Annotated in this window: 7 protein-coding genes; 5 read left to right on the forward strand and 2 right to left on the reverse strand. The window is 41.0% G+C overall.

All coding sequences use genetic code 11. From position 1 onward, the window contains the following. The first annotated feature begins 114 nt into the window (after positions 1 to 114). Together FD724_RS28935 and rimM are read left to right on the forward strand one after the other, a co-directional pair. On the forward strand, positions 115 to 1,398 hold the full coding sequence (locus FD724_RS28935; RefSeq protein ID WP_179074976.1) for a valine--pyruvate transaminase: 1,284 nt from the start codon (positions 115 to 117) through the stop codon (positions 1,396 to 1,398). A 128-nt stretch (positions 1,399 to 1,526) separates the two neighbouring features. Next, the gene (rimM, locus tag FD724_RS28940) at positions 1,527 to 2,255 is read left to right on the forward strand and encodes a ribosome maturation factor RimM (RefSeq protein ID WP_179074977.1); all 729 of its coding nucleotides are present in this window, start codon (positions 1,527 to 1,529) and stop codon (positions 2,253 to 2,255) included. Positions 2,256 to 2,317: 62 nt separating this feature from the next. Here rimM and FD724_RS28945 read toward each other — a convergent pair whose 3' ends face one another. After that, positions 2,318 to 3,232, reverse strand: a complete 915-nt coding sequence (locus FD724_RS28945; protein ID WP_179074978.1) for a hypothetical protein — start codon at positions 3,230 to 3,232, stop codon at positions 2,318 to 2,320. A 223-nt stretch (positions 3,233 to 3,455) separates the two neighbouring features. On the opposite strand from FD724_RS28945, the gene FD724_RS28950 reads away from it, so the two are divergent. The 3 genes from FD724_RS28950 (at position 3,456) to FD724_RS28960 (ending at position 10,486) form a co-directional block, all read left to right on the forward strand. Next, positions 3,456 to 5,837 (forward strand): phosphoketolase, encoded by a 2,382-nt coding sequence (locus FD724_RS28950; RefSeq protein WP_179074979.1) that lies wholly within the window; start codon positions 3,456 to 3,458, stop codon positions 5,835 to 5,837. A gap of 338 nt (positions 5,838 to 6,175) precedes the next feature. Further along, a complete protein-coding gene (locus FD724_RS28955) occupies positions 6,176 to 7,843 on the forward strand; it encodes a DUF1565 domain-containing protein (protein ID WP_179074980.1) in 1,668 nt (555 codons plus the stop codon). 426 nt (positions 7,844 to 8,269) lie between these two features. After that, complete coding sequence (locus tag FD724_RS28960; protein WP_179074981.1) at positions 8,270 to 10,486, forward strand: FUSC family protein; 2,217 nt, start codon at positions 8,270 to 8,272, stop codon at positions 10,484 to 10,486. Positions 10,487 to 10,564: 78 nt separating this feature from the next. Here FD724_RS28960 and FD724_RS28965 read toward each other — a convergent pair whose 3' ends face one another. Further along, positions 10,565 to 13,003 (reverse strand): hypothetical protein, encoded by a 2,439-nt coding sequence (locus FD724_RS28965; protein ID WP_179074982.1) that lies wholly within the window; start codon positions 13,001 to 13,003, stop codon positions 10,565 to 10,567. Between the last annotated feature and the right edge of the window lie 158 nt (positions 13,004 to 13,161).

Genomic DNA, 13,161 nt, shown 5'->3' on the forward strand with positions numbered 1-13,161 from the left:
CTAGATTGGTTAAGGCGGCGACAGCTGTTTTGGCAACGATGTAAACTAGATGTCAGCAGTAACCCCCAAATAATTTGTCCACCTCTCGATTAATACATTATTTTGTCACAGCTTATGAACCCTGCCCTAACTCAAATTGGCGCTCAAATGTCCAACCTGACTGGCGTAAGAGCAATCATGAAGGATATTATCGAGACATTAAGAGGGGGTGCAGGGCAGCAATTTATTAATTTGAGTGCTGGTAATCCGTTGATTTTGCCAGAAGTAGAGCAGTTATGGCGGGATTGTACTGCACAGCTTTTGGCTAGTCCAGAATATGGTGAGGTAGTTTGTCGTTACGGTTCAAGTCAGGGCTATGCACCATTAATTCAAGCGATCGCTAACGACTTTAACAAACGCTACGGGTTAAACTTAAGCGATCGCAATATTCTCATCACCCCCGGTAGTCAAACCCTCTACTTCTACGCTGTGAATAGCTTCGGTGGCTATACCCCTAGCGGCGAGTTAAAACAAATCGTTTTGCCCCTCAGCCCTGACTACACAGGTTACGGCGGCCTCTCCTTAGTTCCAAAAGCTTTAACTGCCTACAAACCGACTCTCGATATTGATGAAGCCGCCCACCGATTTAAATATCGCCCCGACTTCAGCCAACTGTCGATTTCAGAAAATACGGGTTGTATCCTCTTCTCTCGCCCTTGTAATCCCACTGGTAATGTCCTCACTGAGGATGAGGTGAAAAAGATTGCTGCCCTAGCTGCGCCTTACAATCTGCCCGTGTTAATTGACTCAGCTTATGCGCCTCCCTTTCCAGCATTGAACTTTACCGAAATGACACCAGTGTTTGGTGATAACATCCTCCACTGCATGAGTTTATCGAAAGCCGGATTACCAGGAGAAAGGGTTGGTATTGCCATTGGGGATGAAAAGTGGATTGAGGTACTGGAGTGTTTCCAGGCAAATATTGGTCTCCATTCTTCACGTTACGGCCAAGCGATCGCAGCTTATGCAATCAATTCTGGTGCTTTAGTAGAAATTTCTCACACTGTCATCCGTCCCTTTTACCAAAATAAGTTTACCGTTTTAGAAACCAGCTTAGAACAATCGATGCCCAAGGATTTACCCTGGTTCCTTCATCGCGGTGAAGGGGCAATTTTTGCTTGGTTGTGGTTACAAGATTTACCCATGAGAGACTGGGAATTTTACCAGCTAGTTAAGCAAGTAGGTGTGATTATTGTCCCAGGAAGTAGCTTCTTCCCCGGTTTAGATGAAGAGTGGGCGCACAAGCATCAATGTTTCCGTATCAGCCTCACAGGTACAGATGAAGAGATAGCCACTGCTATGCAACGTTTAGCAAAAGTGGCTGAAGAAGCTTATAAAGGTGCGGCGGTGACTGCCTAGTACTGCAAGGCGGAATTAAAAATTAAAAACTAAAAACTAAAAACTAAAAATGAATACAGTGTAAGCATTTCATTGATTTAGAATGGGTGGTTTATTTCCGCCGTGTTGTACTAGTAGGAAAAATGGAAATGAAACACGAAGAAGCTAATAAAGAGATTGGAGGCAGAGGTGCAGAGGAGCAGAGGACAGAAGGCAGAAGGCAGAGGGGCAAGAGAGTAGGAGGAAATTCAAAAATTCAAAATGTCCAATCTCCAACCCCTAATCCCCAGCCCGTAGTTCCCAGTAACCAATCCCCAGTCCCTAATCTCGATAGTTGGTTAGAAATTGGTAAGATTGTTTCCCCTCAAGGATTGTCTGGAGAATTGAAGGTTTATCCTGTATCTGACTTTCCCGAAAGATTTGAGGTGCCGGGAAAACGTTGGTTGTTGCGTTTAGATGGCACAGAACCACAACCAATCGAATTATTAACAGGACGTTATATCAGTAACAAAAACTTGTATGTAATTAAATTAGCTGGTGTGGAAACTTGCGATCAGGCGGAGGCGTTGCGTGGTTGTAAACTAATGGTGCCAGTGAGCGATCGCCCCCAATTAGGCGAAGATGAATATCATGTCCTCGATTTGATTGGCTTGGAAGTCTTCATGCAAGCATCCGGCGAACTCGTTGGTACGGTGGTAGATATCATCCCGGCTGGGAATGACTTATTAGAAGTAAAGTTGCATGAATCCTTTGCTACTGACAAAAAGCAAAAGACTGTTTTGATTCCATTTGTGGAAGCGATCGCACCAGTTGTAGACTTGAAATCTAATCGGATTGAAATTACGCCACCGCCTGGGTTATTGGAAATTAATAATTAGGTCATTCCGTGATCTGCCTCCATAGCCTCTGATGACCGACCAAGCGACAGATTGATTTGTATTTACTTACGGAAAAATTTGGAACACTTTTTGTTTATATGGGTTTGTAATCTGTCTTTTCTAATACCTTGCTTACAATAAGGACACGAAACATGATTATTTGGCTGATTAAATTTAGTAGAAACAATTTTCTTCTCGTTGGTAATTGCATTTACGCGACTATTTTTTACTACACACTTATTTTTGATGTGTTCTTCTAATCGATCGCTTCTAACATTATGTTTACAATATCGACATGAAACACGGTCATATGGAGATGGAATAAGATTATTTGGTTGATTAGATTTATGAAAAAAAGCTTGCTGCTGATTATTAATTGTATTTGTTTTAACTTTCGATTTTATTATATCTTCTAATTCTTCATCTGAAAAAATCTTGATCCCAGTAGTTTCTTGAATATATAAATGTCCATAAAGATTTCTCAGATGTTGTATAGGAATTTTCATCTGTTTTGCTAGGGATTCTTCTTTTATTTTGTAGATGAGAAATTCTCCAACTATGACATTTGGAATTTGGCGAGCAGCCCCTACAAGTATTAATCGTTTCTGCTGATTGGCTGTCATACCAAAGAAGGCAGATAGTTGATTAATTTCAGACGAGTTTGAATTTGTTTTTAATGAAGCTTTCTTATTTTCCCAATACCTCTTAAAACATTCATGGACTTGCCAAGGATAGCCTAAGCTATCAAAGTAAACCGAATCACCAAACCCGTTGGTATGGTAGAAAACGCTTGCTTTACACCACGGACAGGAAACTGGAAATGTTTTTGCTTCCTCATCTTTTAAAATATTTGAATTACGGCTGCGATTTATCACATTTCCAAGGCTAGGTGAAAGCAAGTTTCCATCGCCGTGAGTCCCATAGGCTCCCCCCCAGCCACAATCACACCCAGGAGCATGATTCCACCCATTACACATATAACCTAATAGCTTATAAAAATATTTACTTATTATAGCAAAGTATCTTTTAATGCTTCAACATAGAGGTAGAAAACAAAATCTTTGTAGAACTCTGTAAAAGACAGAAATTTAGCCACAAAGGCTGAAAAAATCATCATGGGTAGATGGCCATCATTTGGAAAACAAGTATAATTGCTTACTGATGAACCCATCAAAAACCTTTTTGTAATGGAGTGTCGAAATGACATTAGCAACGACTCCACAAACAAAGCCTTTAACAGATGAAGAATTACGGAAGATAAACGCCTACTGGCGTGCAGCTAACTACCTTTCAGTTGGGCAAATATATCTACTAGATAATCCGCTACTAAGAGAACCACTAAAGCTGGAACACGTCAAACCCAGACTCTTAGGGCATTGGGGAACAACGCCAGGGCTGAATTTTATCTATGTTCACCTGAATCGAGTCATCAAAAAATATGACCTCAACACAATCTATATTGCTGGCCCCGGTCATGGAGGCCCTGGACTAGTAGCCAACACTTATCTAGAAGGCACCTACACCGAGTATTACCACAACATCTCTCAGGATGCTGAGGGAATCAAGAAACTCTTTAAACAGTTCTCTTTTCCCGGTGGTATTCCCAGTCACGTAGCACCGGAAACTCCTGGTTCGATCCATGAAGGCGGGGAATTAGGTTATGCACTCGTCCACGCTTATGGTGCTGCCTTTGATAACCCTGACTTAATCGTTGCTGCTGTTGTCGGTGACGGTGAAGCTGAAACAGGCGCTTTAGCAACTAGCTGGCATTCCAACAAGTTTCTTAACCCGGTACGTGATGGCGCTGTACTGCCGATTCTGCACCTGAATGGGTATAAAATTGCTAACCCAACTACACTGGCACGGATTAGCCATGATGAGTTGGAGAGTTTATTTGTAGGCTACGGCTACAAACCATACTTTGTAGAAGGTGAAGATCCCGCAGATGTTCACCAGCAGATGGCGGTGACTCTAGAAACAGCGATCGCAGAAATTCAAAGTATCCAAAGGGAAGCCCGCGTACATGGTTTCACCAAACGTCCTCAGTGGCCGATGATTGTCATGCGAACCCCCAAGGGTTGGACAGGGCCCAAGGAAGTGGATGGTAAAAAAACCGAAGGTTATTGGCGATCGCATCAAGTTCCCTTTGGCAACATCGCCAAACAGCCAGACCACCTGAGACTCCTAGAAGACTGGATGAAGAGTTACAAACCAGAAGAACTCTTCGACGCTAACGGCACACTGATTCCTGAACTAGCAGAACTAGCCCCCAAAAAGCATCGGCGCATGGGTGATAATCCCCACGCTAACGGCGGTATTTTGCTGCATGACCTGAAAATGCCCGATTTTCAAGACTATGCTGTAGATGTTGCTGAACCAGGGAAAGCGATCGCAGAAGCTACCAAAGTGACCGGCAAATTCCTGCGGGATATCATGCGACTTAACCAAGAAAGTAGCAATTTCCGCATCTTCGCCCCCGACGAATTAGCATCGAATCGTCTAGATCCTGTATTGGAAGTTACAGATCGGGTTTGGGAAGCCGAGATTTACCCCGAAGATGTCCACCTTTCCCCCGACGGTCGGGTGATGGAAATTCTCAGCGAAACTTCTTGCCAAGGATGGTTAGAAGGCTACCTTCTCACAGGTCGCCACGGATTTTTCACTTGCTACGAGGCATTCATCCACATCATTGATTCCATGTTCAACCAACACGCCAAATGGTTGAAAACTACCAAACATATTCCCTGGCGTAGACCGATCGCTTCTCTCAATTACTTACTCACCTCTCACGTTTGGCGACAAGACCACAACGGCTTCTCTCACCAAGACCCTGGTTTTATCGACCATGTACTTAACAAAAAAGCCGAGATTGTTCGCGTCTATTTGCCCCCCGATGCCAACACTCTGCTGTCGGTAACTGACCATTGTCTCAAAAGCCGCAACTATGTTAACGTCATCATTGCTGGAAAACAGCCAGCACTGCAATATCTCAACATAGATGCAGCCATCAAGCACTGCACCAAAGGCATCGGCATTTGGGAATGGGCAAGCAACGACGAAGGCGGTGATCCAGATGTAGTGCTAGCTTGTGCTGGGGATGTTCCAACCTTAGAAACCTTGGCGGCTGTAGATATCCTGCGTCAGCACTTCGCAGATTTAAAAGTGCGGGTAGTGAACGTAGTCGATTTGATGACACTCCAGCCAAAAACCGAACATCCTCACGGTTTGAGTGAAAAAGACTTTGACACAATTTTCACCACCGACAAACCCGTTATCTTTGCCTTTCATGGCTATCCCTGGCTGATTCATCGCCTAACCTATCGCCACACTAATCATAAAAACATCCATGTACGTGGCTATAAGGAAGAGGGAACTACCACCACTCCCTTTGATATGGTTGTTCTCAACGATCTAGATCGCTTCCATTTGGTAATTGATGTAATCGATCGCGTACCCAAACTAGGATCTAGCGCAGCTTATGTTAAACAGCAGATGCAAGATAAGCTGATCGAACACAAGCACTACATTGAGAAGTACGGCGACGATGTGCCAGAAATTCGTGACTGGAAGTGGCCCTATTAAGAGGAAATAAGGGGAAAGAGGCAGAGGAGAAAATCTTCTCCCTGCTTCTTGCTTTTTTACGATTTCTCTAGAAATTAAATAATGCGTTATCCAGAACCCTTGTAGAGACGTAGCAGTGCTATGTCTCTACATTCATTTTCGTCATCCCACCTCAGAACTCTTAACTTTCCACTCTCCACCCAGGAATTTTGGGTTGTCGAGTACCAGTGAAACCCAAAAATACTGGCATAATTTTTAAACTTTGCAGTGAGAAGTACTTTAAGTTACTTAATGCATCAATCGCTACCCACCTTTATAGTTAGCGCTAAGATAGCTATGTATTTTTTGGAAGTATAAATATGGCTCAAACTTTTTATGTAAATCCAGTATCAGGAAGCGATACCAACGCTGGTAGCCAACAAGCCCCATTCAAAACTATTACGCAAGCCCTTAAGGTAGCTAATGTTGATACCAAGATTCAACTGGCAGATGGTAATTACAATGCTGCTAGCGGTGAAGTCTTTCCGCTAACGGTTCCATCTGGTGTGACAGTGCTGGGTAATGAAACAAACACTGGCAAGGGGATTTTGATTGAAGGCAGTGGTACTTACTTGAGCCGTACTTTCGCTGGTCAGAATGTCACATTTGTGTTGTTGGATAAAGCCGAACTCAGGGGGGTAACTGTAACAAATCTGGCTAGCCGTGGTAGTGGTGTCTGGATTGAATCAACTGCTCCTACTGTTGCTAATAACACTTTCACCAACTGTAAGCGGGAGGGAGTATTTGCTACAGGTGAGGCGAACCCAATTATTTTAGGTAATTTTTTCAGTGAGAATGCAGCCAATGGAATTGCGATCGCTAAAAATTCCAAAGGTCAAATTCAAGGTAATACCTGCGTCAAAACAGGTTTTGGCATCGCAATTAGTGATACTGCATCACCCATCCTTCGAGATAACAAAATTTACGAAAACCGTTCTGGGATTGTCATCTCTGGTAGTGCCCGTCCTCTATTACGTAACAATGTCAGTGAAAATAACACTGATGATGGTATCACAGTAATTGGAACTGCCCTACCGGATATCGGCAGTACTAATAACTTAGGAGGTAATACTTTACGCAATAACGGTAAATTTGATTTGCAAAATGCCAGTTCCAACAAGCTGGTTTCTATAGGAAATAAAATAGATGCGTCTAAAGTCGCGGGAAGCATAGAGTTTGCAGATAGTTCGGTTCCCACGCCGACACCAACGCCAACACCCACTCCGACCCCAACGCCAACACCCACTCCGACACCAACGCCAACCCCAACGCCAACACCAACCCCAACACCCACACCAACACCAACCCCAACGCCAACGCCAACGCCAACCCCAACACCCACACCAACACCAACCCCAACCCCAACACCAACCCCAACCCCAACACCGACACCAACCCCAACACCTACTATCGAATTAACCGATATTAGTAATCATTGGGCAGGTGGGTTTATTCGAGAATTAGTCAAATTGGGGATAGTTAATGGTTTCCCCGATCGCACATTTAAACCCGATGCTACGATGACACGGGCACAATACGCCGCATTATTGGTAAAAGCTTTCAACCCATCGCCAAACCGTCCCGTGGTGAAATTCAAAGATGTACCCGCAGATTTCTGGGCATCTAAGGTTATTCAGCAGGCATATCAAGGTTTATTTCTCTCTGGTTTTCCTGACAATACTTTCAGCCCGAACAAGAATATTCAGCGCGTGCAAGTGATTGTCTCCCTAGTGAATGGGTTGGGGTTATCTGCTGATGGTACAGCATCTATTAAAGCTTTCGATGACCAAGCCAAGATTCCTGAATATGCCAAGGATGAGGTAGTGAAAGCTATAAACAAGGAGATTATTGTCAATCACCCGAACCTCAAACAACTCAATCCTACCCGTGATGCTACACGCGCTGAGGTAGCGGCGATGGTATACCAAGCTTTGGTAGATGCTGGTCGTGTAGCGGCGATCGACTCGCCTTATATTCTGACTGCTTGATTGTTCAACTAATTTATTTTGCACAATCAGATGATTTTTTTAGGGGCAATTCATGTAGACGCATTTGCAGTTACATGAATTGCCCCTAAAAAATGGTTTTAGATTAGAGACAGATCAAATTCATACTTAATTTCAAAAACGCGGTTTTTAGTTTCTACTCAAATGGGGCAAATTATTCGGGTTACATCAAATTATCTAAAGCATAACTTTGGCTAAAAATGGTTACACAGCCTTAGCAATTTCTGGGACATACACCTGTGAAGCTTAGTTAGCAATCATTCTGTCAGTGATAAATTAGCAAAAGGTGAATCCTAATATTAACTTTCTCGAAAAGCTCTCACTTGCCCACGATGAATTAGAATAAATCTAAATATATAAGAATATTAAAAAAATCCAAATAAAAATTTTGTTTTGTTAACAAAAACAATGCAGTTGAATCGAAGTAATTTTCTCAGGTCTCTGATCCAGCCAGAGCCAGGAAAACCAGCAATATCCAACGGCTTGCGAGCTGCATTAGCGTTGGGAGTTCCGATGCTAATTGGGCAAATCATCAACCAAAGGGAAAGCGGATTATTTGTCGGTTTAATGGCTTACTTTGTCAACTTAGCAAATGTTGGTGGTCCTTACCAGATCAAAGCTAAGGCTATGGTGGCGGCTACTTTGGGAATGGCTGTTTCGGTATTTGTGGGTACTCTAGTCGCTAAAATTCTAGGATTATCTGTAGTACTGACATTTCTTTGGGGACTTGCTTCAGGTTTTGCGTCGATGTATGGTAACGCTGGTGCAAATGTCGGTCTGGTTGTAGGGGTATCATTTATTTCGACGATCGCACAGCCAGGAAATCTGGAAGCTGCACTCATGCGATCGCTGCTATGTCTAATTGCAGGTGGATGGGCGATGTTACTTTCTTTAGTAATGTGGCCTTTTAGACCTTATGACCCGCTACGGATAGCTTTGGCTGGCTGCTTCAGTGGAATCGCCAACTACATTCAGGCATTTCTCGGTAAAGTTACAACACCTGAAAATATTCTCGAAATTAGACAGGCGTTAGAGACAGCACGGACTATTTTAGGTACTGGACGGATCGGAAAGCCGGCTCGGAGTTGGATGGATGAGCAGTTATTGGTACTAATTCAGGATGGCGATCGCTTGCTTGGCTCGGTTATTGCCTTAACAGAGTTACTAGAAACACACTTCAAACAACAGCAATATCAGGCAGTTCAGCAATTAGTAGACGATGCACTCGAACAAATATCAGTGATTCTGCAAGCCATAGCGAAAGTCATATCTCGCAAGCCTGCTAGCATCGATTTGGGAAATCTTAACCGCATTTATGAGGCACTAAAAGAACAAGAAAGTCTGCAAAGAAAAGCAATTGCTGGGAGTGAGACAGACTACACAACCCTCGTTGCTTTCACTAACCTGGTGCTGATGATAGAAAAACTGATTAAGCAGTTGCAATATACAGCTCAGACAGTTAAATCTCTGGTAGAACATAACAAGATGAGTCGCCGAGATGTAGATAAACTTCTTGTAGTTGAAGATGAACAGCGATCGCTCTTAAGTTTACTCAAAGAAAACCTCACTTTAGACTCAGCAATCTTTCGTCATGCTCTCCGCATTAGTGTAACTCTCACTGTAGGCGTAATCCTATATAGCATTACTAATTTACCAATGGGGTATTGGGTGACACTGACAAGCATCCTAGTCCTCAAACCGAACTTGGGTGCAACTTTCCAGAGGTTTTTCCAGCGAGTTGGCGGGACGATCTTGGGAGCCGTGTTAGCAGCTGTTCTAGTCGCAACCATCACCAGTAAGACTGTGTTAGACATCATCATCGTGCTGACAGTATTTTTTGGCATTTCCCTAATCAGTGTCAACTATGGCTATTCAGTGATTTTCTTATCAATATTTGTCTTACTAATTATCGATATTGGTAATCCCATTGGTTGGCAATTTGCTGGCTTTCGCGTCTTGAATACATTAATTGGGGCGGGACTGGCTTTTGCAAGCCATTACTTTATATTGCCAAATCGGGAACGCGATCGCTTACCCAGCCAACTCGCCACTGCACTGCGAGAATGCCACAAATACTTTCAAGATGTGATGGCTGTTTACCAGGGAACAAAAGAGCATGACTCCACCATTATCAGTCAACGGCGACAAACGGGATTGGCAATTGGCAATGCTCAAGCCTCATTTCAAGGATTGCTGCGCGAACCCCAAATGCCCAAAGAATTAGTAGAACCAGTGATGACGCTGTTGGTGTACATGGGACGTTTTACTAACTCCGTGACAGTTTTAGCAGTGCATCTCGAACATTTTCGAGGAACAGTACCACTGCCGGAATTAGAAACTTTTGTCCGCCAAGTTTCGCTAATGTTAGAGCAGTTAGCTGATTCAGTACAACTGGAAATTACCCCACCACCCTTACCTGGCTTGGAAGAAACACTGCAAAAAATCCAACCGCACCTGCAAGCACTACGTACAGCGCGAATACAAGAACTAGCTGTAAATCAAGAGCATACACCTGTTCGTCAAGCAGTCATTGATTACAGCATATTAGATTTGGAGATTGATCAGATTGTCCGGCGGTTGACTACTATGCACTCAGCGATAGAACGGCTAATTTCAACGAAATAAAGCACATTTTTCTCTGCAAGTCCCTATTTTTCCCAAATCAAATAAGACTGCTATATTATTTTGTTCCTTGCTGATGTTTCAAAAATGGATTAATGGCAAAAATTTCATAATGTTTGTTACTTTCCTTAAAGTTTTTAATTCTGGGATATCTGCTTTTAATTGTTCTGCGATCGCTAATTTTTGTTCAGCTTGTGCAGGTTGAAAGTCATATAAATAAACAACAGCTAAATAAAGCCATGCGTAAGGATTTTTAGCATCATATTTAGTTAATTCTATTAAATTTTGGATTAATTCTGGGACTTGGCGCTGTAAAAGTTGTGATAAGACTAGAGTGTAACGCCAATTTAAGTTATTTGGCTCTCTTTGCAGATGATAATTAGCCGCAAATCCAATCTGTTTTAAATAATCTTGAGTAGGATCGTATAGATTGAAATTATCTATCTGTGCAAATATATTATTTAATTTACCCTGTTGTAACTCTTGTGCTAGTTGTGAAGTTCGAGTAACGAAATCTAGAGGTGGGGATTTTTCTGCTGTTCCTACATCTGTCACATCTACAGTAATATCTGGAATATTTAAAGATGTGACTTTATTGGTTATTCTATCTAAATATAGTGCTGATAGCTGATATTTTCCTACTGGTAACGTTTTAGGAATAAATGTGGCTAAGGATTCTTTCACCTGGAAAGTTCCTTCAGGATGACATTTGATACCACAGTATAAATTTCCCAACCCAATGGCATGATCGTGATCCCAAGATGATTGGGTATTTTGCCATTTTAATAGTAAAATACCATTTTGCAAATCATCCCATGAACCTGTTATTTGATATGTTACTGGATTATTTTTATCTAAGATTAATTGTTGAGAAATCGCAACCTTTTCTAGACTAATTACAGACTCAGTATTGCTGATTTTTTGAACAATTACATAAGGATTCTTGCGGTTATATAATCGAAGTTTATCTCCATTAGGCAATATCCAATCGCCCTGTAATTTCAAATCAGTATAAGATTTAACTAAAGAGTTTAGTTTCCGTTTAATCTCTCCATTATCTCCTGGTTGGTTTGGTTCATTATCTCTAGTGACATACCAAGAAAAATATTGTAAATCCTCCTCTGCCTGAGATAAATTATATGTGAATTTTCTGCCATATACGCGGAAATCTGCTAATGCGCCAAAATAATCTAAAGTAAACTCATTTATTTGAGATGTAGAAACAGGAATTACCCCTAAAGTTGACCTTAAATATATATTTTTTTCAATGATTTTATTTATCAGTTGATCCAAGGGATATTTGTTGCCATCATTATTAGGGAAATGTTTACCACCCCATGCTTGAATTATGGGTAAGGGAAACAAATTATTGACTAACAATATACTACTTAATACCAGAGTTGCTAATCTCAGTCTATCAAAATATATATTTTCAATTAAGTTAAATAAATCCGCCAATATTAAACTAATTATAGGGAAGCATGGCAGAATAAATCTAATGTCTTTATTTGTACCTAAAGTACAAATTATATAGCTACTTACTAAGGTAACTAATAACCATATTCGAGCCGATTTATGGAGAGATCCGGGAATTAAATCATTAATAAATTTATATTTAATAAGATAAACTAATAAAATGCCAATACTTACAGATAATATTGGTAAACCAACGCTTTCTGGGATCATCTTTGGATAGAATAACCATCCAGCAATAGTTGTGGCCGAAGGATCGCCTTCTCCTTTTCCGACTTGGTTAGCGTTTAATGCCGATGTAATAATTGTTAACCAATTTAAGCTATACCAAGAACCACAAATTAACCAAGCTATCATCAAAGATAAGCAAGTTTGTATTAGCTTGATAAATTTACGTTTTCTAATAAAGGTAATTAATGTCCAAATACTAGGAACTAAAATAAAAATAAACCCTGTAGGTTTAGTCAACAATATTAAACCTATACCTATGCCCAATATGATAGTTAATCCCCATGATAAAAACCCAATATAACTATCTTTCCAAATTGTCAAAATTGTGAAAGTTACTATAACAATTGCTGTTAGCCCATAATCTAATAAATAATCTGTCCGGATCATTCCTAAAATAGGAAATAACAGACAAAATATGCTGGCAGTTATGCTAGTTTTTCGATTTTTAAATAAAAAGTTACCTAAATGATAAACTGAAAGTATAATCATTGCAGTATATAATAAGTTGACCAAGCTTGCCTGATCATATCCACGCCCAAACAACATCAAGAATGGTACGGTGCAAATATATAAAAAAGGAGCGCGATAACTTGGAGTTAATTGCCACAGAGATAACCACCAATTTCCTGAGAAGATATTAAAGTTTTGAAAAATCCTATAATGATGTAATGCTGTCGTTAAATGTGCGCTTTGATCGTAGGATGGAATCGAATCATCTAATAAAAACCAAGTTCTATCTATAGCTAATGCTATCAGCCAAATTATTAAGAGGATGATATAGTCTTTTCTCCTCTGAGAAGTCACAAAATTATTCATATTTATTGCTCAAAAATAAAGCTCAACTAATTATATATCTGTCATGTATCGCCGTTTAACTAAATATTATTGCCGCTTAACTACTTATTAAATGCCAAGAATACCCCTTGATCCTAGGAAGGATTAAGAGATGGGGTGCAATAATTGTGGGAATCATA

Source organism: Nostoc sp. C057, assembly GCF_013393925.1.
In the GTDB taxonomy this organism is placed as follows: Bacteria; Cyanobacteriota; Cyanobacteriia; order Cyanobacteriales; family Nostocaceae; genus Nostoc; species Nostoc muscorum_A.

Bases quoted from the DNA above. Each gene is read 5' to 3' on its own strand.
- FD724_RS28945 (WP_179074978.1), bottom strand. From the start codon at position 3,232: ATGTGTAATGGGTGGAATCATGCTCCTGGGTGTGATTGTGGCTGGGGG.
- rimM (WP_179074977.1), top strand. From the start codon at position 1,527: ATGAAACACGAAGAAGCTAATAAAGAGATTGGAGGCAGAGGTGCAGAG.
- FD724_RS28955 (WP_179074980.1), top strand. From the start codon at position 6,176: ATGGCTCAAACTTTTTATGTAAATCCAGTATCAGGAAGCGATACCAAC.
- FD724_RS28935 (WP_179074976.1), top strand. From the start codon at position 115: ATGAACCCTGCCCTAACTCAAATTGGCGCTCAAATGTCCAACCTGACT.
- FD724_RS28960 (WP_179074981.1), top strand. From the start codon at position 8,270: ATGCAGTTGAATCGAAGTAATTTTCTCAGGTCTCTGATCCAGCCAGAG.
- FD724_RS28965 (WP_179074982.1), bottom strand. From the start codon at position 13,003: ATGAATAATTTTGTGACTTCTCAGAGGAGAAAAGACTATATCATCCTC.
- FD724_RS28950 (WP_179074979.1), top strand. From the start codon at position 3,456: ATGACATTAGCAACGACTCCACAAACAAAGCCTTTAACAGATGAAGAA.